The 26,143-nt window shown below is 53.6% G+C and carries 26 protein-coding genes; 18 read left to right on the top strand and 8 right to left on the bottom strand.

Annotated features, from left to right (window positions below; genetic code table 11):
• Positions 1 to 85 precede the first annotated feature (85 nt).
• Complete coding sequence (locus K1I37_RS11715) at positions 86 to 322, top strand: biotin/lipoyl-containing protein (protein WP_021298072.1); 237 nt, start codon at positions 86 to 88, stop codon at positions 320 to 322.
• 76 nt (positions 323 to 398) lie between these two features.
• On the opposite strand, the gene K1I37_RS11710 is transcribed toward K1I37_RS11715, so the two are convergent.
• From K1I37_RS11710 to K1I37_RS11700, 3 genes are all read right to left on the bottom strand, one after another.
• A complete protein-coding gene (locus K1I37_RS11710) occupies positions 399 to 1,697 on the bottom strand; it encodes an Nramp family divalent metal transporter (protein ID WP_021298073.1) in 1,299 nt (432 codons plus the stop codon).
• A 530-nt stretch (positions 1,698 to 2,227) separates the two neighbouring features.
• Positions 2,228 to 3,577, bottom strand: coding sequence for a cation:proton antiporter (locus K1I37_RS11705; RefSeq protein ID WP_021298076.1), 1,350 nt, complete (start codon positions 3,575 to 3,577; stop codon positions 2,228 to 2,230).
• Positions 3,578 to 3,728: 151 nt separating this feature from the next.
• Positions 3,729 to 4,079 (bottom strand): hypothetical protein, encoded by a 351-nt coding sequence (locus tag K1I37_RS11700; protein WP_021298077.1) that lies wholly within the window; start codon positions 4,077 to 4,079, stop codon positions 3,729 to 3,731.
• Positions 4,080 to 4,295: 216 nt separating this feature from the next.
• Here K1I37_RS11700 and K1I37_RS11695 point away from each other — a divergent pair, with 216 nt between their 5' ends.
• From K1I37_RS11695 to K1I37_RS11680, 4 genes are all read left to right on the top strand, one after another.
• Positions 4,296 to 4,730 (top strand): hypothetical protein, encoded by a 435-nt coding sequence (locus tag K1I37_RS11695; RefSeq protein WP_021298078.1) that lies wholly within the window; start codon positions 4,296 to 4,298, stop codon positions 4,728 to 4,730.
• A gap of 238 nt (positions 4,731 to 4,968) precedes the next feature.
• Positions 4,969 to 5,457 (top strand): GGDEF domain-containing protein, encoded by a 489-nt coding sequence (locus tag K1I37_RS11690; protein WP_161624382.1) that lies wholly within the window; start codon positions 4,969 to 4,971, stop codon positions 5,455 to 5,457.
• 60 nt (positions 5,458 to 5,517) lie between these two features.
• Positions 5,518 to 6,393 carry an ATP-binding protein gene (locus K1I37_RS11685; RefSeq protein WP_021298080.1) on the top strand — a complete coding sequence of 292 codons (876 nt, stop codon included), beginning with the start codon at positions 5,518 to 5,520 and terminating at the stop codon, positions 6,391 to 6,393.
• 15 nt (positions 6,394 to 6,408) lie between these two features.
• A complete protein-coding gene (locus K1I37_RS11680) occupies positions 6,409 to 8,301 on the top strand; it encodes a vWA domain-containing protein (protein ID WP_021298081.1) in 1,893 nt (630 codons plus the stop codon).
• A 23-nt stretch (positions 8,302 to 8,324) separates the two neighbouring features.
• On the opposite strand, the gene K1I37_RS11675 is transcribed toward K1I37_RS11680, so the two are convergent.
• The 3 genes from K1I37_RS11675 to K1I37_RS11665 all read right to left on the bottom strand — a co-directional run bounded on the left by K1I37_RS11675 (position 8,325) and on the right by K1I37_RS11665 (position 11,155).
• The gene (locus K1I37_RS11675; RefSeq protein ID WP_021298082.1) at positions 8,325 to 9,353 is read right to left on the bottom strand and encodes a LysM peptidoglycan-binding domain-containing protein; all 1,029 of its coding nucleotides are present in this window, start codon (positions 9,351 to 9,353) and stop codon (positions 8,325 to 8,327) included.
• Between the two features lie 93 nt (positions 9,354 to 9,446).
• Complete coding sequence (locus tag K1I37_RS11670; RefSeq protein WP_031219163.1) at positions 9,447 to 9,650, bottom strand: hypothetical protein; 204 nt, start codon at positions 9,648 to 9,650, stop codon at positions 9,447 to 9,449.
• A gap of 302 nt (positions 9,651 to 9,952) precedes the next feature.
• The gene (locus tag K1I37_RS11665) at positions 9,953 to 11,155 is read right to left on the bottom strand and encodes a transposase (RefSeq protein WP_242215907.1); all 1,203 of its coding nucleotides are present in this window, start codon (positions 11,153 to 11,155) and stop codon (positions 9,953 to 9,955) included.
• A 194-nt stretch (positions 11,156 to 11,349) separates the two neighbouring features.
• Between K1I37_RS11665 and K1I37_RS11660 the strand changes: the two genes are divergently transcribed.
• Positions 11,350 to 12,180: an aldo/keto reductase gene (locus K1I37_RS11660; protein WP_021295499.1), complete on the top strand. Its 831-nt coding sequence runs from the start codon at positions 11,350 to 11,352 to the stop codon at positions 12,178 to 12,180.
• A 103-nt stretch (positions 12,181 to 12,283) separates the two neighbouring features.
• Here the strand turns inward: K1I37_RS11660 and K1I37_RS11655 are convergent, their stop codons facing one another.
• Positions 12,284 to 12,442: a hypothetical protein gene (locus K1I37_RS11655; RefSeq protein ID WP_021295500.1), complete on the bottom strand. Its 159-nt coding sequence runs from the start codon at positions 12,440 to 12,442 to the stop codon at positions 12,284 to 12,286.
• A 332-nt stretch (positions 12,443 to 12,774) separates the two neighbouring features.
• Between K1I37_RS11655 and K1I37_RS11650 the strand changes: the two genes are divergently transcribed.
• A complete protein-coding gene (locus K1I37_RS11650) occupies positions 12,775 to 13,755 on the top strand; it encodes a pseudouridine synthase (protein ID WP_021295502.1) in 981 nt (326 codons plus the stop codon).
• A gap of 224 nt (positions 13,756 to 13,979) precedes the next feature.
• On the opposite strand, the gene K1I37_RS11645 is transcribed toward K1I37_RS11650, so the two are convergent.
• A complete protein-coding gene (locus K1I37_RS11645; RefSeq protein ID WP_021294825.1) occupies positions 13,980 to 15,155 on the bottom strand; it encodes an IS110 family RNA-guided transposase in 1,176 nt (391 codons plus the stop codon).
• Between the two features lie 245 nt (positions 15,156 to 15,400).
• On the opposite strand from K1I37_RS11645, the gene K1I37_RS11640 reads away from it, so the two are divergent.
• The 11 genes from K1I37_RS11640 to trpA all read left to right on the top strand — a co-directional run bounded on the left by K1I37_RS11640 (position 15,401) and on the right by trpA (position 26,092).
• Complete coding sequence (locus K1I37_RS11640; protein ID WP_021298397.1) at positions 15,401 to 16,468, top strand: M42 family metallopeptidase; 1,068 nt, start codon at positions 15,401 to 15,403, stop codon at positions 16,466 to 16,468.
• Positions 16,459 to 17,499 (top strand): M42 family metallopeptidase, encoded by a 1,041-nt coding sequence (locus K1I37_RS11635; RefSeq protein WP_021298398.1) that lies wholly within the window; start codon positions 16,459 to 16,461, stop codon positions 17,497 to 17,499. Before K1I37_RS11640 ends, K1I37_RS11635 begins: the two co-directional genes overlap by 10 nt.
• On the top strand, positions 17,496 to 18,488 hold the full coding sequence (locus K1I37_RS11630; protein ID WP_021298399.1) for a zinc-binding metallopeptidase family protein: 993 nt from the start codon (positions 17,496 to 17,498) through the stop codon (positions 18,486 to 18,488). Before K1I37_RS11635 ends, K1I37_RS11630 begins: the two co-directional genes overlap by 4 nt.
• Positions 18,489 to 18,618: 130 nt before the next feature.
• Positions 18,619 to 19,773 (top strand): chorismate synthase, encoded by a 1,155-nt coding sequence (gene aroC, locus K1I37_RS11625; protein WP_152498876.1) that lies wholly within the window; start codon positions 18,619 to 18,621, stop codon positions 19,771 to 19,773.
• Positions 19,770 to 20,864: a 3-dehydroquinate synthase gene (gene aroB / locus K1I37_RS11620; RefSeq protein ID WP_021298401.1), complete on the top strand. Its 1,095-nt coding sequence runs from the start codon at positions 19,770 to 19,772 to the stop codon at positions 20,862 to 20,864. The genes aroC and aroB overlap by 4 nt, the downstream gene beginning before the upstream one ends.
• Positions 20,864 to 21,232, top strand: coding sequence for a chorismate mutase (gene aroH, locus K1I37_RS11615; RefSeq protein WP_021298402.1), 369 nt, complete (start codon positions 20,864 to 20,866; stop codon positions 21,230 to 21,232). The genes aroB and aroH overlap by 1 nt, the downstream gene beginning before the upstream one ends.
• A 255-nt stretch (positions 21,233 to 21,487) precedes the next feature.
• The gene (gene trpD / locus K1I37_RS11610) at positions 21,488 to 22,534 is read left to right on the top strand and encodes an anthranilate phosphoribosyltransferase (RefSeq protein ID WP_021298403.1); all 1,047 of its coding nucleotides are present in this window, start codon (positions 21,488 to 21,490) and stop codon (positions 22,532 to 22,534) included.
• Entirely contained in the window at positions 22,534 to 23,331 is a 798-nt protein-coding gene (gene trpC / locus K1I37_RS11605; RefSeq protein WP_021298404.1) for an indole-3-glycerol phosphate synthase TrpC, read from the top strand. The genes trpD and trpC overlap by 1 nt, the downstream gene beginning before the upstream one ends.
• Complete coding sequence (locus K1I37_RS11600; RefSeq protein WP_021298405.1) at positions 23,283 to 24,017, top strand: phosphoribosylanthranilate isomerase; 735 nt, start codon at positions 23,283 to 23,285, stop codon at positions 24,015 to 24,017. The genes trpC and K1I37_RS11600 overlap by 49 nt, the downstream gene beginning before the upstream one ends.
• A gap of 70 nt (positions 24,018 to 24,087) precedes the next feature.
• Positions 24,088 to 25,302 carry a tryptophan synthase subunit beta gene (gene trpB / locus K1I37_RS11595; RefSeq protein WP_021298406.1) on the top strand — a complete coding sequence of 405 codons (1,215 nt, stop codon included), beginning with the start codon at positions 24,088 to 24,090 and terminating at the stop codon, positions 25,300 to 25,302.
• Entirely contained in the window at positions 25,289 to 26,092 is an 804-nt protein-coding gene (gene trpA, locus K1I37_RS11590; RefSeq protein ID WP_021298407.1) for a tryptophan synthase subunit alpha, read from the top strand. The genes trpB and trpA overlap by 14 nt, the downstream gene beginning before the upstream one ends.
• Positions 26,093 to 26,143: the final 51 nt, after the last annotated feature.

Genomic DNA, 26,143 nt, shown 5'->3' with positions numbered 1-26,143 from the left:
GGTCTTGGACGTATTCGGTTGCCCTCGACTGCGTTTCGATGTAGATTGAAGAGGATGGAGTACATAGGACAAAGGGGAATGCCTGATGATAGACGTAAAATTGCCACAGCTTGGCGACAGTGTGGATAAGGCGCTTGTCACATCGTGGCTCAAGCAGGTCGGTGACCACGTTGAACAGGATGAACCGTTATTGGAAGTCACCACCGACAAGGTAACTATCGAAGTCCCCTCAGAATACACTGGGACGCTTCGAGAGATTTTGGTGCACGAGGGAGAACATGTGGGTCTCGAGACGGTCTTGTGCCGGATTGAGAGCGACTGAAGTCCAGTTCAGTGTGTTCAGCGTGCAAAAAACCAGCGCGGTCCGCGAGATTGCGCTGGTTTTTTGCATGGGTACTTCACAGGATGTTGACGCCAAACGCGCCGAGAATCAGGATGATATTGAGGACGAAGACCAGTCCCGCAATCACAGATGCAATGACCGTCGTGATAGGTCGATTGACCAGCACGCCCATCAGTTCTCGACGGCGTGTAAAGTATACCAGCGAGAAAATCGGCAGTGGAAGAACCAAACTTAAAATGACTTGACTGATGACTAACGTTCGCGTCGGATCAAGGCCAATCCATACCACAATAACCGTCGGCAACATGGTGACAAGACGGCGCGCCCATAATGGGATGGTGAAGCCGACAAATCCTTGCATGATGACCTGCCCGGCCATCGTGCCGACTGCTGAACTGCTAAAACCAGAGGTCAACAGGGACACGAGGAAGACTGCTGAGGCGGCCGGTCCGAGCAGTGGCGTCAGCGTTTGGTACGCCGACTGAATGTCCGCGATGTGCGTGTGTCCTGTGGAATGGAATGCCGCTGCAGCCATGTACATCATGCTCATGTTAATGAGTCCTGCAAGCACGAGGGCAATGACAATTTCCTTTGTACTAAATCGGTTAATTTGAATTTTTTCCTCGTCGTTGCGCGGCAATATGCGTTGTTGCGTCAGTCCCGAGTGCAAGTACACGGCGTGGGGCATGACCGTTGCTCCGATCACACCTACCGCAAGCGTGACCGCCTGTGAATTGCCAAGCCATGGTACCACACTGTGCACGGCAATTTGTGAGAAACTGGGATGTGACACAATGGTCTCGGCCAGGTAGCATACGCCCATGAGCACCACCATGGCCGTGATGAATCGCTCTAGCGGTCGAAACCCGAATCGGTCAAGCATCAAGATCAGATAGGTGCCCACGCCGGTGATGACCGTTGCAACAATGAGCGGAATGTGAAAGAGAAGATTGAGACCGAGAGACGCACCCAAAAACTCAGCCAAATCCGTGGCCATGGCTGCGATTTCGGCAAACACCCAAAGCCCGATATTGATAGGGGTGGGGAAGTGCGCCCGACACAACTCCGGCAGGTTTTTCCCTGTGGCGATGCCCAGTTTCGCCGACAGCCGTTGAATAAAGATGGCCATCAAATTCGCGAGCACGACAACCCACAAGAGGCGATAGCCAAACGCAGAACCACTTTGAATATTTGTCGCGTAGTTGCCGGGATCGACATAGGCAACCGCCGCAATAAACGCAGGGCCAATGAAAGGAAGCAAACCGCGCAAGCCGTGATTGTGCTGTTTCAGCGCTTTGCGAGCCCTCGTCACCGCCTTGTCTTCTGAGGAAACGGGGCTAGCGGAAAGTCCCATCTGTTTCACTCCTCTCCACACACTACACGTATGATGCGCAGATGATCTATATTTCGTGATGGCAACAATCTGTCTGTCGCGACAAAGTTTTAGTTTAGGGAAACTCTTACTCCATTATATGACAAAGAGAGAAATGTGTGCATCGGAGGAGGCCAGACACCACTGTGTGACATGCACTGTCATGGCATTGTCTCCGGACGTGAAAGATGGGCGTCGACTGGTGGATATGATCTTTGACATGCACCTCATTGACCGATGACAGCGTCGGCGCCCATGGGGATGTAGAGATTTTGCTTGTCCAATTAGCGGCTGCGTCCACGCATTCCTCGCACGACGAAGGTGACGATCAACGCTGCGATAAAACCGGCGATGAACCAAATCAAAAAGACCATTGTAACGGGTTCCTCCAGTACCATTTTTTATCGCTTATTATGTTCTTTGCACATCCACTCATACGTACCTTCGCTTTGAAACGAGACAAGCCTTGAGCAAAACTGTCTCGTTTCAAAGCATTGCCTTTTGTTTTTGTGTTAATTGCGCGATGCAAGGACCTCATTGTCGGCTTCAAACTGCACTTCTTCCTGAACGCGCTCGATTTGTAAGCCTTCGTCTCCCGGCATCAGGCGCAGCCCGCGGCGAAGGACAAACCGCAACCAGGCACCGGCCATCCAAGACGTGACGAGCGCCAGCATCACTAAAATCGCAAAGAAACTTTGATTGATAATGCCGAGTGCATACGCTGTTGACGACAACACAATACCCGGTCCACCACGGGCGTTCATGGCGGCGGCAAAGTTGACGCTGGTGAGTTTATCCGTGCGAATCACCCGACACGTGACATACACGACGACGCTTTGTACCACCGTGGCAAAGAGCAAGTATAGGAAGAAGAATCCGATGTTGAAGTGTTTGGCGAGATTGAGCTGCATGCCGATAATCGCAAAGTACAACGGGATGAAGCAGGCATAGGCGATGCCCTGAATACCACTTTGAAGTTTTTCAAACAAATGTTCTGGCAGCGTGAATTTCGTCGCAACGCCTGCCAGAATTGCGCCGTACATGACGTCTACCTGTAGGTATCCAGCGATATCGGACAGCGCGAGCAAGATGACGATAAAGTACCCGAGAAACGATGAACGAAAAAGAAAATTTGCGCGACGCGTGGTGATTTTACGCAGAATCCATGGCAGCACCCCAATACAAACGGCCAAAAAGGCGAACGTGACGACCAGGCTCTTCGTCACGACCCAACCATTGATACCGCCACCGTGTGCTGGCGCAGAGACAATACCCGAGGCAATCGCGAGCGCGACCCACAGAATCAGGTCATGTACGCCGGCAATGGCGACTACAATTTTGGCAAATCTGGAGTGCATAATGCCGAGATCGGAAAAAATTTTGGATATGACCGGGATGGAAGTCACGGCAATGGAGATGGCGACCACAATTTTCAGTGCCACGACACTTTTGTCGGGGCCGAGAAACTGGGCGGGGTGGAATACGTAAGTTGATAGCCAGCCGATGACGAATGGAATAATGGTCGATCCGATAATGATGGCAAGGCCTGTTTTGACATCGCTCTTGGCAAAGCGGGTTTGAATTTTTAAGCCCGCAGTGTAGAGTAAGAATAATTCGCCAATGTAGTAGATGAGGCCAAATAGGCTGCTCTCTGACGAAAACCCTAAATACAACCAGTGGAAGGCGTTTGGAAACAGCGCACCCAGACACGTGGGGCCAAGCACGAGACCACCGGCTACTTCGCCAATCACACGCGGAATGGCTAGCCGCTCTGCTACGTACCCTAGCAGGTTTGCAGCGACTAGCAAGAGTACCATTCCGAACAGGAATCGCGACAGATCTGTTCCTGCTAGCGTGAACATAAACGTTCCCCTCTCCTCAAATTGGCCGCATGAGACAGCCTTAGGTAATGTATGTAGGGGGGGAGAAATTGTCCAAGGCGGATATCCAAGCTAGAAAAAGAGGCCATTCTCGAGAAGGAACACCGAGAATGGCCTCCACTGATTTTGCCTCCTACCACAAAAATGCAAGCCAGAAGATCCAGGCGAACGCCAGCCACCACCACCACCAGCCGCCGTACCACGCGCCGTAACCGGGGTAACCCCAACGGCGGTGTGGATATCCGTAACCGTAAGCGCCACGGTAACCTGGCGCACCAACACCATACCCAAAGCGGGTAAGCGCGACATCCAGCTTATCTTCATCCGATGCTTGAAGCAATTGTGCAGGTACGTACTGTTTTGGCACACGAACCAACGCGCCACGCGGAGTCACTTCTTCGACGATGCCGCGATGCGTGCCCCATTTCGTCCGGAAACTAACCCATTTTCCAAGAGCTCTTTCACATTCCTTTTGGGTACACATCGTATTGCGTACCTCCTTTCGCACTTGGATTGAGAATAAACAGGAGCTCACATTACACTACGCTTTGTGCAAGTCTTCGGCAGCGGACGATAGCACAAAGGTGTTGCAGCAGATGTGGGGGTCTCGATATGTCACTAGTCGCTTGTGCAAGGAAGAAGTATAATGCGGTTGAAGATAGATGTCGAAAAATATGTTAAAGATCTCATATAGGGTGTGTTGTCCCTGGAAATTAATCTCGCCACTGTACCGCTGTTCGGGATGGCAGCGTTAGGTATTGTCGCGTCACTGTTTTTACTCATCTACTGGGATGGGTATTGGAAGACCTATGCGCGTACGTTCTTTAAGGTAACTGCCCTTGGCGCCCTCGTGTCGATTGCGCAAATGCTGATGATGTCCGTTCACACTGGCGTGCAGGCGCGCTTTGTTTACTCCATTGCACTGCCACTGGTGTTTTTGGGACAACTTGCGATTATCGAAGCGTTTATGGTCTGTTTTCACATATCCAAACCGCCTTGGCTCTCTAAGATTTGGTGGGGAGGCGCGTTGTTTTTTTTGCGTTTCCGTAGGTCTGCACACACACATCTACCCAATCCTTCACCGTGTTCCAAGTGGTTACTTTTTCGCGAGTCCCCCCTCGGCGATTGGCTTTAGTCTCCTCAAAATCACAGTGTTTGGCTCGACGTTCGTAGGGCTTTTGTACACCGTCTTACTTGGTCTACGCATGAGAAGCGCGAGACAGCGCTGGCCATATGCGGTCGCTGTCTGTTTTTATGCCCTATGTATGGTTAACGACGGTGTCATTCTTCAGCATTATCGTACGTTATACCCTACTGCATGGGTTTCAGAGGTCATCTTGTATGGGATGCTGTGGAACGAAGTGCGATGGCACATGAAAGATGTGTACCGACGATTGAATCACGATGCCTTGACCGGGGCATTTTCTCGGAGCTTTGGCGAGTTTTACCTCGCGGAATTGCTCAACACGCGCGAGGTTGGCTTACTCTATGCGGATATCGATCATTTTAAAGAGATAAACGACACTTATGGGCACCACGTGGGAGATCAGGCGCTGAAATTGCTCGTTCATTTGTTGCGTCCGGTGGTGCAGTCACCCAATGCCCTGATTCGACTTGGCGGTGACGAATTTTTGTTGGTGTTTCCAGACGCGGCGCCTGGAGATGAAGAACGGTTACGCAGATTAATTCACACTGCGCTGGACGGCCATTTGCTGCTGCAGGACGAACAGGGAATTTGTATTGCCAATTTGTCTATCAGCCTCGGCTGGGCACATGCCGCACAAGGATCCCCTTGGGCTCGTGTCCTTCACCAGGCCGACTTATCGATGTATGAGCACAAGGAGGCGCGGCGCCGACCTTGACATTCGCGGGCGAAGAGGCCAACGTTTAGTTGATGTGAATGAGAAGGGATAGGAAAGACGATGAATGGTTGGACATTAGACGACATTGAGATGCCAGTGCCCACAGAGGACTTGAATATAAAGAATTACCGCGATGCACTCGACGATAAGGGGTTTGTCACAGAGGACATCAACCTGCTTAGGGATGCGCTCATTGCGCTCACTTTATCGAAGAATTTGTTGCTGCGGGGGCCAACAGGATCCGGTAAAACAAAGCTGGCCGAATCGTTAGCGGAAAAATTGCGCTTGCCGATGGAAAGCATTAATTGTTCGGTCGATCTCGACGCGGAAGCTTTACTGGGCTTCAAAACACTGGTGACCGACAACGGTCACTCGGAGATTCAGTTTATCGAAGGTCCTGTCGTGCGGGCGATGCGCGAGGGGCATTTGTTGTATATCGATGAAATCAACATGGCGCGTCCCGAGACGCTGCCAATTTTGAATAGCATCTTAGACTATCGCAGGCAACTGACCAATCCATTTACGGCCGAGACGGTCGTGGCACACCCTCGATTTCGCGTGATTGCGGCGATTAATGAAGGCTACGTGGGTACGCTCCCGATGAATGAGGCGCTGCGGAATCGGTTTATTGTGATAGATGTCCCGTATCTGTCAGGAGCGCCATTGAAGGCGTTGATTGAAGCGAGGACACAACTTGGAAATGAACAGGTCATCAATCAGTTTGTCGCGCTGTCTGCCGATATCGTGGCGGCGACGAAGGTCGGCGAGGTGAGTGAGGAGGCCGCATCCATTCGCGCGTTGTTGGACGCGTGTGATTTGGCGGCATATATTCCTGCGCTGCGGGCGGTGGCGCGCGCAATTGCTGCAAAACTAGACGACGAGCGCGAAAAAACTGTCGTCATGAATTTGGCCGAAACCTATTTCACACAAGCATGAATAGGAGCGAATCGCGTGCAAACTTTTCGTTTTGACGCCCCGGCGGATACGTGGTGGATTGAACTTCAATTATCCGATCTCGCCGTCGCCCTCAGCCAAGAGAAGGATTTAACCGTTTCTTACGGGCTGCACTCGGTTTGGAAGTGGCACGGGCGAGAACTGACCATTTCGACGTTTTGGGAGTCGCTTGGGCTGGCGGATCGGGTGAGGGCACAAAAGGCGGACATCTATTTGCGTGCACTCGGAAACCGTTTGTGGACACAGCCGGACGTGATGGCGCAAGCGTGGAAGGACGCGTTGGACACGCGCTTCCCCAAACTGGCCCGCCAGTTGTTGTGTGCTGCAGAGGACGCGAGACTGGCGCGTTTGCTTGCCGCACAACGCCCTGGTACGGTCCCTGCACTGCGAGTTCGCGCGGCGGCGTATGGGCGGCTTCTGGAGCAAAACCGGAGGAGTCGCGAACGGGATGGTCGGTTGGCTGATCTGTTCTTTTCGGATGCGTATCTCATGCTGAATGACTTGACGCCAAAAGCAACCGGTTACTGGATGAATCACCCCGAAATGCGGGGCTTCGTCGAGCGCGCCACGAAAGCGCGATCGTCTGCAGATGTCGTGGCAGCGCTCTTTGACTGGATGTGTGCGCCCGATTTTCCTTTACCGGACACGAACGTTGCCGACACGTCGTACGACTGGTTTGCCTTTGACTTCGATGAAGCCGCGACCGAAGCTGCGGCGCAACGTTTTGTTGCGGACACACCTGCGGCGGCAAAACAACAGGGTAAGTTGCAGGATGCAGCAGATGCAGATGAACAACGACAAGAGCAACTGGAAGTTTGGACACAGGAACAGAACACGCGCGCAAGCGCAGCTTATGCGATGGAGAATCAGGAAAATCAGAGTGTGCCAAATGCAACTGGTGGTGCGCGCGAAGGGGACGATGACCCGGACTCAGTGATTGTGCGACGCGGGCGCTCCAACGCCGGGGTTCACCCGGACAGCGGGGAACCAGAGGAGAGTACCGACGTTCAATTGGTGACAAGTGACATGGCCGACGGCGCATGGGCGGTTGGTGTGAAAGAAGTGCCGCGTCGTCTGCCGGATAGCTCGTCGGAAGACAAAGTTCGGGCTTGGGCGGCTTCCACGCGGATGGCGAGCAACAAGCTCGTGAAGCTGTTTCATCGAGTCATGCTTCACGAGATGCGCGCGCGTCAGCAAAATACGCGCCACGGCCGCTTAGACAAGCGCTTGACGCGACTTGTTACCGAGCAGAACCCAAGACTTTTTTATCATAAATCGGACGCCAATCAACGCTTCGACGTCGCGGTTCAGCTGTTGGTGGATTGTTCTGGCTCCATGTACGAGCGACTGGAAGTGATGAAGCCGACCTTGTTTTTATTCCATGACACGTTGCGGCAATTAGGAATCCCTCACGACGTCTGCGGCTTTTGGGAAGACACGATGCATACGGCGACCGCGTCTGCTGCACAGCCCGTGACACATCTTCTGCACGCGATTACATTTCAAGACGGAATGCAGAAGGACGTGGCGCGTTACCTAGATTTACTGCAACCACAACTGGACAATCGAGACGGACACGCCATTCGTCTGGTTGGCCAACAACTGCACGCTCGTCAGGAGCGACAAAAGTGGCTGTTGGTGGTGTCCGATGGCGAACCGGCGGCGGAAAATTATCGCGACGCCGTCAAGGATACGAAAAACGCCATCCGTTCGTTGCAGGCAAAAGGTATTCACGTCATGCATCTGTGTCTCGCACACGCCGATGATCTGCAAACGCTGGAGACGCTCAAACAGTTGTACGGCGCTGGCTGCGTCGTCGTACGCGATGTCGGCGAGTTTCCGGCCGCGATGGAGCGGGCACTGGCGTTGATGATTCGCACGACCGCCTAGTGCCAGCTTGATAGAATGACGGATTACACCGCCGACATTCGAAGAATATCTCTCACGTATGAGACAGAATGATTGTATTCGTAGATTGCGTGATATGGATCTCGCGAAAATCCCGTCGCTTCAAGCATGTGTGCGGTTGAATAGATTGCGTCGTAGACATTGTGAATGTCTGCGGTCTGGTGCCCTGGGGCAGGTACGCCAAAGATGGCAAACGTCGATGGCATGAATTGCATCGGGCCGATTGCGCCAGCGGAGCTAACGTCTTGTCCAGTGCAATCGAAATCCGTCTCCTCCTTGTGAATTGCGGTGAGGACAGTCCAAGGGATATCGTATTTTTTCCCCGCTGCTTGATACACGGGGAGCAGATTCGACGGTGCTTCTTGAATCAAGGCTTGCGATGATTTGGAAGGTGTGTAGTTTGCGGTGGGTGCATGGATGATCAATTGCTGACCGATGTGCAGTGGCGCGCCACTGGAGAGGTGATTGTCCGCCTCTAATGCGTTGATGGAGACGCCATATGCGAGCGAGATGGACCAGAGGGTATCTCCGGACTGAATTGTGTAGTGCAACGTATTTTCCGTAGATGCGGGTGCGGTGACGGGTATGGTGGGTTTGGCTGTCGTCGAAGGGACGTTTAAGGCTTGTCCAATTTGCAGCGTATCTGAAGCCAAATGATTGGCAGATTTCAATGTTTCCACGGTGGTGTTGTGGGATGTTGCAATCGACCACAGAGAATCTCCTGGTTGGACCTTGATGTGCGTGGCAATGGCTTCTGTCCTGGACTTTTTTTGCATCGGCAACGAGTGAATGCGGTCGGCAAATATCCTGTTGCTAGGCGCGACCTCTGGGGTATGCACGACGGTTACCCGGACATTGGGATTCGTTCGCGGATGGTCCGTAGGCGCATCGGTGATGGGCTTTCGCGACTCTGTGGTACGCGATGACGCGCTGCGAGTGGCCCAAAGCGATGCGCCTGCGATATAGGTAAAGGCGATAACAACAAACAGCGCCGCAAACAGCAGCGTCAGGCCAATGCGAACCTGCCTTGTCACATACATCTTCCTTTCCCTAGAGCTTGTCTTTCTAGAGATGTACGCGACAGGGCTTAAAATCATGCTTTCGCACTTATCAAAAATCTTTGGCGATTAGGCCGAGAGATGGGATAACTCGATGGCGTCGAGCAGTGCACCTGCAAATATTTCAGCTTGCAATGGGCAAAATTCGAGTTCTACGTCGTGTGTCATGGGATTCACACATTGAATGATGTACGAACAGTTGTGATGACATTGCAATTGAAGTGGAAACGCCGCGTGTTCAATACCAACAATCCGAAATTCGTATTCGTTCATAAGCTCACCTTCCGCTGGTTGTGTTCCGACAGTCGTACGCCACATCCTTCATTCATTCTCAAATAACACTTTTCGCAAACGTGTCATATCCTGTCGTAGTGTGACGAGGGGATGAAAATCCCCCTCCACCTACGACGCTTTTGCACATGTCGCGGGTGGAGGTTTAAATATATCTAATTGAGCGTTTTGCAGAATGGTCGTTTTGGGTGGAGGTGAAAAAGGAACAACACCTAGGGTAAGTAAACTAAATTCCACATACTGGTATTCTTGCGCCGTTTCTCGTCACGTCAACTCGTTTTGATTTATGCAGTCTTCTTGTGTCGTTCGATATGGTTCACAGCTAGTGCCGATGCAAGTAACACGATCGCGTTGAGGAACATGTGTGTCTTTACTTTTCGGATGCCTCGGACATGGACGTCGTTCGCCGTCAAATTCGTCTTAAGCCTTGCGTTACAACGCTCTACAGCAGTTCGCTCGTTGTATAACAGCTTCCAATTCTGCGTGCCTCGGTGTGGTGCGCAGTAACGCCGAATATCTTCTGTGATCCGCTTTTTGACCACCATACCGTAGTTGGATTCGGAACATGTCGCGATTCCAAGCGGACAATCTACCTTCCCAACCGCGTGCGGGCAGCGAAACTTTAGTCGGTCACCGTCTGCACCCCAATACACCATGTCATATCCCATCGTGCAACGCGGCGTCCCGTCCGATGCGATTCCTTCAGGCGGTTCTTTTTCACCGCGCTTGTTCATCGCGATAATTGCCTGTGCACCATATTGACGAACCGTTTCATAGTTTTTGACTTGATCATATCCAGCGTCCATCATGACAAAGTCGATTTTCCAACCGTGCGTCGTCACGACGTGTTCCAGCAATGGCGCCGCCATCTCACCATCAAAGACGTTCGCTGGTGTGACATCCAAAGCAACTGGCAGTTCACTCGCGGTGTCCACAGCCAAGTGGAATTTGTATCCGAACCAAGCAAGTTTGTTGCCAAAGGTATCGTATTTTGCGCCCCAGTTGGCATTGCCCGTTTCCTGGCTCTTGGACTTAGGTTGTTTTTTCTCGTAGGACTTCACGGCGGCACTGTCCACAGCCAAATGGCGTCCGTTGATGATGCTCGCTTCTTTACATTGACTGACCAGGTCAATGAAGAGCTTCTCAGCGAGACCCAACTCAACAACGGCTGAAAACACGCGACTCAGTGTGGAGACCGACGGGGCTGCTTCGTCGATTCGAAACCCACACTGGTAGCGAAAGCGTATATCTCGCGCCAACCGTTCATGAAGCCTTGTGAACGTTGAGATTCCTTCAAGCGGAGCAGCCAGCAGTGCGCGCAGAATCGCTTCACGATTCATAGGTTTCGCGCCTTGGGGTGACTGTTTTCTCAATTTCGAAGCATAGGGTTGTAAATCCAAGACAGCGAAGAACAAGGGCAGACGATCGCTGGAGTCAATTTCTAGCCAGTCTTCAAAGGAAAAGAGCGATGGTTGGAGAATATACAAGTGGGACTTCCCTCCTCGAAAATTTCTTGTTTGGTCACTTGAAATCTTCTCGAAGGTTGGGGTGAAGTCCTTTTTCATGCCCTAAAAACCCTTGCCCTGCGGGAGTTTATAAATCTGCAAAACGCTCAATTAATTGGGTACTTTTGCGGTGTGTGACAGCTTCCGGTACAATCGTGAGTACTGGAGGGGATACCATGGTAAATCGCATTGATCAGACGGTGACACTCAACAACGGCGTCGAGATGCCTTGGTTTGGGCTCGGTGTCTACAAGGCAAAAGCTGGGTCAGAGGTGGAGAATGCGATTCGTGACGCGATTGAGATTGGCTATCGTCACGTGGACACGGCTGCGCTGTATGAAAACGAGGAAAGTGTAGGCGAAGCCATTCGCAGTTCCGGTCTGTCGCGCGAAGACATTTTTGTCACGACGAAGCTGTGGAATACAGATCAGGGATACGAAAGCACGCTGCAGGCGTTTGAGACCAGTCGAAAGAAATTGAAATTTGACTACATAGACCTATACCTCATTCATTGGCCGGGGAAAGACAAGTTCGTCGATACTTGGAAGGCGTTCGAAAAACTCTATCGCGATGGGTATATTCGCGCGATTGGCGTCAGCAATTTCCAAGTGCATCATTTGGAGACTCTGTTGAAGCATGCGGAAATTCGTCCAACTGTCAACCAAGTCGAATATCATCCACGGTTGACGCAGGAACCGTTGAAGGCGTTCTGCGAGTCTCAACAAATTCAGCTGGAAGCCTGGGCGCCACTCATGCGGGGACGCTTACTCGACAACGACGTGATTCTTGATATCGCAAAAAAATACGGCAAGACACCATCGCAGGTCATTTTGCGTTGGGACTTGGACACAAAGGTCATTACCATCCCGAAGTCTGTTCATCGGGCGCGCATTGAAGAGAATGCCGACATTTTTGATTTTCAGCTCAACGCGGAGGAGATTTCGCGGATAGGACAGCTGAATCAAAATGAAAGAACGGGCCCAGATCCCGATGAAATGGTGTTTTAAACCGAAGCGGAAAGCACTCTGGCGTAACTGAAAATAGGCCGTACCTTGCACGCTTTCACCAAAATTCAGATGAAAAAGCTGCCGCAATCATGCGGCAGCTTTTTTATGCTTTTCCACGTGTCTGACCATGTCCATTGCTCGAAAATGACGGCGGTTGATTCCAGTCCTTTTTCGTCTTGTCCGCTAAGCTGCTGTCACCAGATTGAGAACTCGTGCTTTTGAGGTTCGCTTTCGGATAATTGAACGTCTTGCTGTCGCCCATCGTCATCGCCTCCTAAGGACCTAAGGTCTCCCAGAGCGCCTCAAAGATGCTTGCCAAATCTGGGGTGCACTCATGTTGAAATCTCGCGCGAAGCGTTACGAAACGCATACCACGAAGACAAGCGACAGACAATATGGACGGCAGGTGAGACGAATGAAAACTTTAGATAAGCTCTTGTTCATTGCTGTCCTGGGCGGCCTTTTGGTGGTTGGTATTCTTTATGTGTTGGCTTCATCCAGGCACTTGTTTTAAGTCGTATGAGCAATACCCGCGTTGGCGAATCCGATAACATCGCGTCATAATAATGGGGCATGTATATCGGAGGTGCTACTTTGTACGAGTTTACTGTCAGCGACGCCGAGGCGGGTCGCAAGCTTTCCACGCTGTTGAGCAATACCCATGGTATGTCGCGTCGATTCCTTCGCAAAGTCATCCAAACCGACGGGGTGCTGTGTAACGGCGCACCTGTCTTGCTCTCCTATATCGTTTGCAGTGGTGACAAAATTCAAGTTGTGTTTCCCGCGGAAGACAGCAATGTCGAACCAGAACAAATGGACATTGAGATCTGCTATGAGGACGACAACATCGTCATTGTCAACAAGCCAGCAGGGATTTTGACCCATCCGTCGGCGCGGGAGCGAAAAGGGTCTCTGCTGGCAGGCGTGGCCGGCTATTTGGCCGCCCGTGACCTTGTCCCACATTCCATCCATCGCCTCGATAAGTACACATCCGGTGCCATTATGTTCGCGAAACACGCACATGCGCACCATTTGTACGACGCTGCGTTGCGCAACAATTGGATTCATCGCCACTACGTCGCGCTTGCGTTTACGGAAGACTCGCCGCCGCTTCACACGTGGCAAACGTTTCAGGATTTCATCGCGCAAGATCCCAATAAACCCTCCAGACGCGTCATTGGGAACGAAACGAATGGACAAATCGCCATTACGCACATGTGCCCCATCGCGCGCATCGCAGAGGTTTCTGTTTGCGTGTTTCGCTTAGAGACCGGCCGTACACACCAAATTCGTCTGCAGATGGCAGCGCGAGGAATGCCCCTTGTGGGCGACAGGGATTATACCTACGCATATAGTGGGCGCACGCCGACACGGTCTGCCGCCTACTATGAGAAAATGCTGCCGCATCAAGCGTTACATGCATATGAGTTGGTTTGGCGCGTGCGGGCGCAGGATGAACTTTCGAAAGTTTACGCAAAACCAGCAGCCACGCTTGAAGAGCTATGGTCATTGCTCGGTGGCTCGCCGTCGTTGGATGCGCTTGTCCGAGATGTGGTGAATAACTCGCTCGACTGAGGCGTTTTCTATATTCTATATACGGACTACACGCGGAGGACGAGAAGTTCACATTTTTGGTACACTCAAAGTGTTCACTCAACTCGATTGGATTAAAGACCAGCTATCTAATGTCAAGCACTCAATTGAGTTCTAAGAACAATGAAGGGAAGTGATTTTTGGACGCATCTATATAAGCCTGTCAGAAGCAGACTTGATGTGAATATTCAGACGGGACGTTCGGTTTACGCGATTGGCTCGTATGGCTTTTTATCCCGTAAGACGGCATGAATGATGTATGTCAATTTACGCGCCACGGCGCCGGTTGCAGCTAAATGGTGTTTCCCTTGAGCCCGCTTCTGTTCGTAAAAATCTCTGAGAATTGGACTGTGTACCTTCGCGACACTTGCGGCAAGCCAGATGGCTCGGCGCAAATAAGGTGAGCCACGTTTGGACATTCGGTTGCGCGTTCCGGTGAATTCTCCTGAATGACGCACTGTAGGGTCAATTCCGGCGAATGCAACGAGCTTTACGCCAGTTGGAAATCGGGCTATATCGCCAATTTCACCGAGAATGGCAGCAGCCAAGACGGGACCTATACCTGGAATTGTGACAAGGTTGGTATCCACGGCTTCGAGACGCTTTTTGATCTCACTGTTCAGTGAATCCAATTGCTCCTCTGTGAAGCGAATCTGCTGGAGAAGCAGGCGCAATTGCAGTCGATACGCGTCCAGTGCTGTGTCGATGCCGAACGACGCAGCAGCGGCAGATTTGAGTTCTTCCGCTTTGTCCAGTCCGAGACGGTTCCGACTATGTTTGGCAATGAAGGCCGCCAGTTCTTCTGTATCTACGGCAAGGATCTCTTCCGGTGTTGTGTATTCCATCAATAATTCGGAGGACGTCTTACCAAATAGGTCTGAGAAGAGTCGCTCGTATTCGGGAAACAGCATATCTAGCACGCTGATGACCTGTCGCTTTAGGTCTGAAATTGAGTCTACCAGACTGAATCGGAATCGGCTCAATTGACGCAAGGCAACAATTTCATCACTGCCGAGTTCTGTCGTACTGTATCGTCCAAAGCGCAACACTTCAGCAATGATGAATGCATCCTTCGTGTCATTCTTGGTTTGTCGAATGTACATGTTTCGAAAGGCATCCGACTGAATGGGGTTGATGACACGCACCCGTATGCCATGTTTACGGAGAAACGAGTGTAGAGCCAACCAGTAGTGACCAGTGGCCTCCATTGCGACTTCTGTGGATGACAAATCGTGATCGACATTCTGCATCCACTGAATGAGCTTCTGGCCTCCAGCCTGAGTATTTGGGAAGCGCAAAGTCTTGCCTTGGCTCTGCCCAGTTGAATCGATCATGCAGGCTTCATGATTACGCTTAGCAATATCAATACCAACAAAATACATTGCACGTACCTCCAAATGGGTCGGATCCGCACAACCTTGCGATCTACAACCTAGTTTGAGATTCGGAGATAGGGTATAAACCCTTCAACATCCAGCTCATTCGTAACGCTCGCAAGGCGGGGACTACACTCTTTAAGTCGAGAACCAATGGTCCCAAGGAGAGGTTCGTAGTACCCCGACCACTACGAGAATTTTATCTCAAAACTCTTTGGAGTACGTGACATCAATATACTAGGAGAGGTGTCATGGCAGGGTACAAGCATCTCGAAACGTTGCGCGAACTGGTCACACTGCACGGTGGCCCTGGTTTTGAACACCAGGTGCGAGACCGGATTCGAGCAGCGTTCTCGGAATACACAACAGATCTGCGCGTGGACACGCTCGGCAACTTAATTGGTGTCGTCGCCGGGGAAGGGGAAGGCTCGCGTCCCCGGATTTTATTGTCTGCCCATATGGATGAAATTGCACTGGTCGTGTCGCGCATTGAGGAGGGCGGATTTCTCCGCGTCGCGCAAACTGGCGGATTCGACCCACGAACGCTCGTCGGCCAAGAAGTCTATGTACATACCAGAGAGGGGCGGTATCTCGGTATTGTCGGATCGAAACCGCCACATCTCACAGCGCCAGAGGAACGCACGAAAGCGGCGCCTTTGGAGGAATTGTTTATCGATATCGCGCGGCCCGAATCCTCTGTCCGCAAACTGGTGCAAATCGGGGATAGGGTGACGTTGGCACGCGATGTCTATTCGTTGCAAAACGACAGGCTCGCCGGCAAATCACTCGACAATCGGACGAGTGTCGCCATCATCCTGGAAACGCTCGAAGTTTTGAAAAAGCTACGGCACACGGCGGACGTCTATGCCGTTGCCAGCGTTCAAGAAGAAGTTGGCGTGCGTGGCGCGGCAACGGTTGGCTATGGTGTCGACCCGGATATCGCCATTGCCATTGATGTTACATTTGGCGATTTTCCGGGCCAGGCAGCCGACGAGGGCTTCGAATTGGACGGGGGACCTGCGATTTCCTATGGACCGAATTTGCACATGAAAGTGTTCCGGCACTTGACCGCCATCGCGGACAGAGAGGGCATCCCGTACCAGGTTGAGCTCTCGCAGGGACCTGTAGGCGCGGATGCACGGGCCTTTCAAATTGCGCGCGCAGGAATCGCAACGGCGTTAGTCGGTATTCCTTTGCGCTATATGCACACGTCGGTCGAAACAGGCGCGTACCGCGACATCGTGGCCTGTGGCCGCCTCTTGGCCCAGTACATTGCGGATGTCGACGCGGCCACAGTGGAGGACTTGTCATGCTATTAAAACGATTGTCGGAGGCGATGGGGCCATCTGGTTTCGAAGACGAAATCCGCAACGTCATTCGCGAGGAAGTAACCCCACTCGTTCAGGACATCCGCACGGATGTGCTTGGTAACCTGTTAGTCAACAATGGTGGAGTCGATAAACCTGGACCGCGCGTGATGCTCGACGCCCATATGGACGAAGTCGGTTTGATGATCGTCCAAGTGTGCGAGAGCGGTCGTGAAAATGGATTGTTGAAGTTCCGGGCGCTTGGCGGCATCGACCCGCGGGTTCTCGTCAGTAAGCCCGTTTTTATTGGTGAAGCGCGGATTCCAGGCGTGATTGGCGCGAAACCGATACATCTTCAGGCCGCCAGTGAACGGCGTAAACCGTTGGCGATGGATCAACTGTATATCGATATTGGTGCCCGGGATGCCAAGGAAGCGAGATCGCTCGTAAAGCCAGGAGATGTTGCGATTTTCGCGACGCAGTTCGGAGAAATTGGGGAGGGAGCTATCAAAGGCAAGTCGTTTGACGACCGGCTTGGGTGTGCGTTATTGATTGAAGCGCTGCGCGAATCGTACGATTTGCCGCTGTTTGGCGCCTTCACCGTCCAGGAGGAAATTGGGCTGCGCGGCGCACAGGCAGCTGCTTACGGCATCAATCCCGACATTGCCATTGCGCTCGAAGGAACGGTCTGTTTCGATGTCGTCGGTGCGCCATCACACGGTCAGTCGACCGTCATGGGTGCCGGACCGGCGCTCACCGTGCAGGACGGACAGACAATTGCGGACAGGCGGTTCCTCGATTTCATGATTCACGTCGCACAGAAACACGGCATTCCGTATCAACTTCGCCGCGTCAAAGGGGGAAGCAACGACTTCGGTGCGATACACAAGGTTCGGGCAGGTGTCATCGGCGGCGGGATTTCCGTCCCGGTTCGCTATATCCACGCTCCTGCGCAAGTGGCTTCGCTCGACGACTTCAACAACTCCCTCCTGCTGTTAAAAGCGGTGCTTCGGGAGATAGAACAGGGAGGGTTTTCGCTATGAGGGACTTGATTACGCGCCTCGCGCAAGAAATCGCACCGTCTGGGAGCGAACGCGCGCTGATGTCGCAGTGGATGCAGGATTTGAAAGAGGTGGCAGACGAAACGCTCGTCGATACCCTCGGCAACGGCATCGCCATAAAGCGTGGGGAGGGGCCGCATATCATGTTGGCCGCGCACGCGGACGAACCTGGTCTGATGGTGATTGATATCGACGCAGACGGGTTTCTGCGCGTGATTGCGATGGGCACATTAGAACCCGCTGCGCTTGTTTCTCGACAAGTCGAGTTCACCAATGGTGTGCGTGGGGTGATTGGCTTGGAGGATGGCGTGAAACTGGCAGACGCATCACTCAATCACCTCTATGTCGATATTGGTGCCAACTCCCGTGAAGATGCGGGACAACGAGTACAAATCGGCCTTGGCGGCGTCGTTGTGCAGCCGCTTTACGAGTTGACCGGCAACCGCTTAGCAGGGAGAGCGCTTGACAACCGCGTCGGCTGCGCTATCGCCATTGCGGCATTCCGTGAGTTGGCTGCAGCGGGTCGTCACGTGACGCTCGCGTTAACCACTCAAAACGCTGTTGGGGGCCGTGGCGCGCGCACTGCCGCCTATCAGATAAACCCTGATCTCGCGCTCATCATTGACGCCGCGCCTGCCAGCGACGTGCCATCCGGTAAAGCGACGGCGCTGTCGTTGGGGAAGGGACCTGCGATAAAAATTATGGATGGTACCGCGATTGTGCCACTCGCCGTCAAAGATCACCTGATTGCGGCCGCTGGAACACTTGGCATTGACGTGCAATATGAAGTGTGGCCAGGTGGCAAATCCGATGCTGGTGCGGTTCAGTTGTCCGTAGATGGCATCAACATCGGCGGTGTTTCGTATCCGGCCCGATACGTTGGCGCGACACAGACGGTCGTCGATTTAGCAGACGTCGACAACGCGTTGAAACTGGTACTGGAAGCGGCCAAAACGTACGAAGTGCGGTGAAGCGAGGGGGCATTGCTCCCTCGCTTTTTTGACAACATGATCTACCAGTGCATCATCGTATGCTATAATACGAGCCATTCAGGGTGTTCACTCGGTTTTGCCGAGCGTACATACGGGAGGGCTTTTTTTGATTCGTTATCTTTCCGCAGGTGAATCCCATGGACCGGGATTGACCGTTGTTATTGATGGATTTCCTAGTAATCTCCCTGTGTCCAAGGAGTATATCGACGAGCAGCTGCGCCGTCGGCAAATGGGCTACGGACGCGGGTTTCGGCAACGTATTGAGACCGATACAGTCGAAGTCACCAGCGGGATTCGCTTTGGGCGGACGCTAGGCACGCCGATTACGATGAACGTCGTCAACCGGGACTTCAAAAACTGGACCGATAGAATGGCTGTGTTTGGCGAAAAACCGGAAGATCTCAAAGAGATCTACCGACCGCGCCCAGGACACGCCGATTTGGCTGGCGCCATCAAGTACGACCACGAGGACATCCGCAACGTGCTCGAACGCGCGAGCGCCCGCAACACGGCGACGATTGTGGCGGCTGGGGCACTTGCCAAACAGTTGCTGGAGCAGTTCGGCATCGAGGTCACCGCACACGTCGTCGAGTTGTGCGATGTGGTTGCCAAAGATTTGCCGGATAGTCTCGATGAGCTCCGTGCGCGGGCGGACGCTTCCGAAGTGCGTTGTGCAGATGCGGGCGCAGAAGCCGAGATGATTCGGCGCATTGATGAGGCCAAGGAAAATGGCGACACAGTCGGCGGCATTTTCGAAGTCATTGTCCGCGGTTGTCCAATTGGGCTCGGCAGCTACGCAATGCCAGACAGGAAGCTCGACGGTCGACTCGCAGGCGCACTGATGAGCATCCAAGCTATCAAAGGCGTCGAAATTGGACTCGGCTTTGAAGCCGCACGGCGGTTCGGGTCGAAAGTACATGATCCGATTGCGTATGCAAACGGCAGTTATCTGCGCGCGACGAATGGGGCAGGGGGCCTCGAAGGCGGCGTGACCAACGGCGAAGACGTGGTTGTACGCGTCGCGATGAAGCCCATTTCGACCCTCTACAAGCCACTGCCGAGCGTCAATATGAAGACCAAGGAAACGGAACTCGCCGCCATCGAGCGCTCGGACTACTGTGCGCTGCCTGCGGCGTCCGTCGTCGGTGAAAACGTGGTGGCGTGGGTCATCGCCGATGCGTTAATCGAAAAACTCGGCGGCGATTCCTTGGAACAGATGCAGGACAACTACGAAAAATATCGCGAGCGAGTGGCAAAACGATGAGTACACTCCACGTGAAGAGCAAAACCGGCGATTACCCAGTGGTGGCCGATGGGCATGTCCTCGAGAAACTTGGGGAACACCTGGTGGCGCTCAACACGCCAAAGGACACGCGCGTGACCATCATTACGGATGAAACCGTCGGCCAATTGCCGTTTGCGAAAACGGCTATCCAGTCGATTGAAGATGCGGGATACCGTACCCAATGTCTAGAAGTACCTGCGGGTGACCAAAGCAAGTCCTTGGCCGTGGCCAGCACACTCTATCCGAAGCTTTTAGCGTTCGGCATGCGCCGCAGCGACCTCATCGTCGCGCTGGGCGGTGGTGTCATTGGCGATCTCGCTGGCTTCATCGCCGCCACCTACCTCCGGGGCATTGCGTTCGTGCAGGCACCGACGACCTTGCTTGCACACGACAGCAGCATTGGCGGAAAAGTCGGCGTGAACTTACCCGAAGGAAAGAACCTGGTCGGCGCATTTTACCCGCCGCGTGCCGTCTTATACGACCTCTCGGCACTGGCGCACTTGCCTGCGCGGCAGTGGATAAACGGGATGGCGGAAGTGATTAAGCACGGCATCATCGGCAATCCGCAACTGTTTGAGCAGTTAGAGGCACAACCACTGACGTCGTGTCCAGACGCCGCCGTGCTGGAGCCGATTCTCACCGCGGCCATGAAGGTGAAAATCGACGTGGTCGAAGCCGATGAGCGCGAGGCGAGTCGGCGTCAGGTACTCAACATCGGGCATACGCTGGGGCATGCCATTGAGCAGAGATCGCATTACCAATTGGGGCACGGAGAAGCTGTTTCCATTGGGCTTGTGCTGGAAGCGAAACTCGCTGTCGCACGCGGTCTTCTCGACGAACAGACGGCGCGTCGGATTGAGGTTGTGCTTGCCAACCACGGTTTGCCGACGGCGCCGCCGCGCGACGATTGGAACGAAGTTGCAGCACTTATCGACGTCGATAAAAAGCACGGCAGCACGCTGTGGACATTCGCGTTGCCGACGGCGATTGGCGACGTCGCGATTGTCAAAGACGTGTCAAAAGCGGAAGTGGAAGTAGTGTATCAGCGGGCCTTAGAGGAGGCGGAATGATGAAAGTTCGCGGGATTCGTGGTGCCACGACGGTAAATGAAGACACGCCAGAAGAGATCTTTGCTGCGACGAAAGAATTGATTGAGGAAATTGTGCGCCTCAACGACATCGACGTCGATGATGTGGCGAGTGTGTTGTTGACGCTGACGCCCGATTTATCCTCCGCGTTTCCCGCAAAGGCAGTTCGCAGCCTGCCTGGATGGCAGTGGGTGCCGTTGATGTGCGCGCGGGAGTTGGATGTTCCAAACTCCTTGCCGCGCAGTGTTCGCGTGTTGCTGCACGTCAATACCGAGAAGGCGCAGTCTGAACTCGTCCATGCATACTTAGGCGAAGCCGTGCAGTTGCGCCCTGATCTCGCGCGGGACTAATTCAGCTTATACGGAGACATATTCAAAAAGTTCACGCGAAGTGTACCGTTCGTTGTACGGCATCTGAGGCAAATGGCGGTTGACGGACGGCATCATCCCATATACCATGAACACATGTGGCGAGTGCCACATGTGTTTTTAGTTGAGAGAGTTGAGTGAGTTGAGAGCTGTCAGCGGGCGATTCGACGCGCCTGCGCTATGTCGTAGGGCAAAGACCGCCGTAGGCAGTTCTGAGTTGAGAGGAGAGAGTACGGGATGAGCCGTATCGTAGATCTTGCTCTGCGTTCGGTCGCCATCGGACAATGTCTTGAGGCCGACTTGGCGGACGAATTGATGAATGAATTAATGCATGGACGTGTCTCTTCCGTTCAAATCGCTGGCCTCATCAGCGCCATGGCCGTTCGCGGTGAAAGCCCCTCAGAAATCGTCGGGTTTGCACGCGCAATGCGCCGAAATGCAACGCCGATGGAGGCACCTGCAGGTGCACTGGATACCTGTGGCACGGGCGGGGACGGAGCAGACACGTTTAATATTTCCACGACTGTAGCCATTATTGCCGCGGCGGCGGGCATTCCCGTCGCAAAGCACGGTAATCGGGCCGCGTCTAGCAAGAGCGGAAGTGCGGATGTGCTGCAAAAGCTCGGAGTTCGGATAGATCTCGACGCGGGCGCCTGCGAAGCGCTTCTTGCGCGGACGAACCTTTGTTTCTTATTTGCCCCAGTCTTCCACCCCGCCATGAAACACGCTGCCATCGCCCGCAAAGAATTGGGCTTTCGAACCATTTTTAATATTCTCGGCCCACTGACCAATCCGGCGTGCACGAGACGGCAAGTGCTCGGCGTGTTCCGCGAGTCCCTGGTCGAACCGGTGGCGCATGCGTTGGCTCAGTTGGGGGTTGATCACGCCCTCGTCGTCCACGGAGCCGGCGGCTTGGATGAGCTCTCGATTTCAGGACCGACCACGGTGGCCGAGGTGCGCGGCATGGATATTGAAATGAAGCGCATCGTCCCAGAAGAGGTCGGTGTGGCGCGCGCGGACGTGAGCGCCATTCGAGGCGGTGATCCAAGTGTCAATGCAGCCATCATGGAGGCGGTTTTGCACGGCAAACATGGCCCACATCGCGACATCGTCGTACTCAACGCCGCAGCTGCATTGTACGTTGGTGGTAAAGCACGTGACTTGCGCACCGCTGCAGACCTCGCCAGAGAACTGATTGACTCCCACGCGGCATACGAAAAACTGGAAGAGTTCATTCGCGAAAGTCACGCGATGGCTCCGGACACAAGAGAGGTTATCGGCTGATGAGTATTCTCGATAAAATTCTCGAAACCAAACGCGAAGAAGTCGCTCATCTGCGGGCGCAGGGCATTTCCTTTGACCGGGGCGCCCCTCGAGAAATCCACTCTTTGCGACAAAAGCTTCTCGAAGGCACAAAACTCGGCGTCATTGCCGAGATCAAGCGCCGCAGCCCGTCGAAGGGAGTCATTCAGGCGGAAATCAATCCTGCGACGCGCGCGCGCGTCTACGAAGAAGCGGGCGCCACGGCGATTTCCGTGCTCACCGACCGCACGTATTTCGGCGGATCGATAGACGATTTGCGAGCTGTCCGGGAGGCTGTCTCCCTTCCGATTTTGCGCAAAGACTTTGTGATTGACGAACTGCAAATCGACGAAGCGTACGCTGCTGGTGCTGATGTCATCTTACTTATCGCCGCAGCGTTGCCCAACGAACGCTTACAGACGCTGTCCTTTTATGCGCAAGATTTGGGCCTGGACGTATTGCTTGAAGTCCACGGCACACACGAACTGGACGCCGCGCTTGCGGCCAAGCCGAGTATTCTCGGCATCAATAACCGCAATCTGCACACCTTCGAGGTCGACTTGGGCGTCACCGAACAGGTGATTGACGCGTTGCCAGACGATGTGGTGGTGATTTCGGAAAGCGGCGTGTTGGGCATGGTCGATGCACAGCGCATGGCCGCCGCCGGCGCTCGGGGCGTCCTCGTTGGCGAATTGTTGATGCGGCACGAGGACTTAGGGGACGTGGCGACATGCTTGACGGCGTTGCAGATGGCCAAGGCACCGGTTGGGCGCAGATGAATCTATCTCGCACACCACTTGTACAAGTCAAAATATGCGGATTACAACCGCAGGACGACCTGTCATTTACCGAGAACCCACTCGTGCACCATGTCGGATTTGTCTTTGTCAAGGCGTCCAAACGGTATGTCGAACCAACGGCCGTACGAGGGGCCATTCGAGCACTTCCTGCTGATACACAGGCGGTTGGCGTCTTTGCCGATGAACCGGTGGCGAACATTTTGCGAGCGGTCGATGCCTCGGGAATTTCGGTCGCGCAACTGCACGGAAATGAGGCGCCTGCTGTCTGCCAGACGTTGAAAAACAGCGGTGTATCGGTCTGGAAGGCCATCTCTGTACCGCTTTCTGACGGCGGTCTCGATACCGTCTTAAGCCAAATCGATCTCTACAAAGACTGCGTAGATGCGGTATTACTCGACGCAAAACCGCCTGTCGGTGCGAACGTGACGGGGGGTCACGGGCAAACGTTCGACTGGACGATTCTTCATCGTTTGGCCGCCGCTTTAGACGGACGAGATTGGTGGGTTGCCGGCGGTCTACGCCCAGATAATGTAGCATTCCTGCTGAAACTGTGCCGACCGACAGGTATTGACGTATCGTCGGGTGTCGAGCGCAATGGGAGAAAAGATGTGAGGTTGATTAACGCGTTTCTCCATTGTGTCCAGCAAACGGTACAGTTGTATTGAGATAATTAAGTGATAGTCGTTGTAGCACAATCATGAGAATGAATTGCTGAAATAGAGGCGGTGAACCCAAGTGGCAAAAGCGTATGTCTACCCCGACCAAACTGGCCGTTTCGGCGGTTTTGGAGGACGTTACGTACCAGAAACGTTGATGTCCGCGTTGATTCAATTGGAAAAGGACTACTTGCGCTTGCGCGCAGATGCGTCGTTTCAGCGGGAGTTACAATATTTTTTGCAGCAGTATTCGGGTCGTCCGACGCCTTTGTACTACGCTGAGCGACTGACCCAAGCACTCGGTGGGCCAAAAATTTACCTGAAGCGCGAAGATCTAAACCATACGGGTGCGCACAAGATCAATAATACCATCGGTCAGGCACTCATTGCCGTGCACACTGGGAAAAAACGCATTATCGCGGAGACCGGCGCCGGGCAGCACGGTGTCGCATCGGCGACGGTGGCGGCGCGCTTTGGCTTGGAATGTACGGTGTTCATGGGCGAGGAAGACATGCGCAGGCAGGCCCTAAACGTCTTTCGGATGCGCATGCTCGGCGCAGAAGTGGTACCAGCCGTCTCTGGCACGAAAACGTTAAAGGACGCGACAAATGAGGCGATTCGCTATTGGGTATCCCACGTCGATGACACATATTACATCATCGGTTCAGTGGTTGGCCCCCATCCGTATCCGCAGATGGTGCGGGATTTCCAGCGGGTGATCGGCGATGAGACGAAAGCGCAGATGTTGGAGCAGAACGGCCACTTGCCAGACAAAATCGTGGCTTGCGTCGGTGGCGGCAGCAACGCCATGGGCATCTTTTTCCCGTTTGTCGAAGACGAATCGGTTGAACTCATTGGCGTCGAGGCGGCGGGACACGGCGTGGACACCGAAGCCCACGCGGCGAGCATCAATCGGGGACGCCCCGGTGTCATCCATGGTGCGAAGACCATGCTTTTGCAGGATGAATTCGGCCAGGTGACACCTGCGCATTCGATTTCAGCAGGGCTTGATTATCCGGGAATCGGACCAGAGCACGCGCATTTCAGTGAATCGGGACGTGCGCGATACGTGCCTGTTACCGACGCGGAGGCACTCGAGGCTTTTTACTTCTTATCGAAGACAGAAGGTATCATTCCGGCGCTGGAGAGCGCACATGCCATCGCTTATGTGATGCGGGAAGCAAAACACATGTCCGCTGATGAACACGTCGTTGTCTGCCTGTCCGGACGCGGCGACAAGGACGTTGAACAGGTGGCGAATCTGGAAAGGGGGCGCGCACATGGGGAGAATTGAACAGGCGTTTGCAGCGCTGTCCGGAAAGACGGCCCTCATTCCATTCGTCGTCGCTGGGGATCCGACCTACGATGAATCATTGAAACTCGTCGATGCCATTCTCGACGCAGGTGCGGATATGATTGAATTGGGCTTTCCATATTCCGATCCGCTAGCCGATGGCCCAGTCATCCAAGCTGCTGCCTTACGTAGTTTACAATCAGGATTCCAATTGCCACACAGTTTTCGAATGATTGAACAGCTTCGTTCGCGGACTCAGAAACCCATCATCGCATTTACGTATGTCAATCCGATCCTGCAATTTGGCATCGAAGCGTTTTTCGATCAACTCGCCCGTGCAGGTGGCGACGGTGTCATTATTCCTGACGTCCCATTAGAGGAGGCGCCAGATATCGCTCAGGTTGCCCGTCACTGTGATATCTCGTTTATTCCGCTGGTGGCACCGACGTCCGGCGCGGCGCGGATACAAGCGATTTGCGAGGCGGCGAGCGGGTTTGTCTACTGTGTATCGTCACTTGGCGTCACTGGCGAGCGCAGTGCGGTTGCCGCGAACGTGCAACATCTCGTGGAGACGGTCAAGCAATACACCGACTTGCCAGCCTGCGTCGGCTTCGGCGTCAGTCAGCCTGCGCACGCCAAGGAGATTTCCGACTACGCTGACGGTGTGATTGTCGGCAGCGCCTATGTCCGGCGGATCGCCAAGGTGGCCGAACAAAACGTGGACTCAGTCATCGACCAAGTGTGCAATTTTACAAAGGAATTGAAAGCTGCTTGCAAATCGTTCATATAGCCGTCCGCACACAGTTGTGATAGAATGTTCAATTAATTTTACGTAAGCACA

It is taken from the genome of Alicyclobacillus acidoterrestris (assembly GCF_022674245.1).
GTDB classification, from domain to species: Bacteria; Bacillota; Bacilli; order Alicyclobacillales; family Alicyclobacillaceae; genus Alicyclobacillus; species Alicyclobacillus acidoterrestris.
The sequence above is the reverse complement of the archived record's forward strand: the minus strand, read 5'-3'. Positions and strand labels throughout refer to the sequence as shown.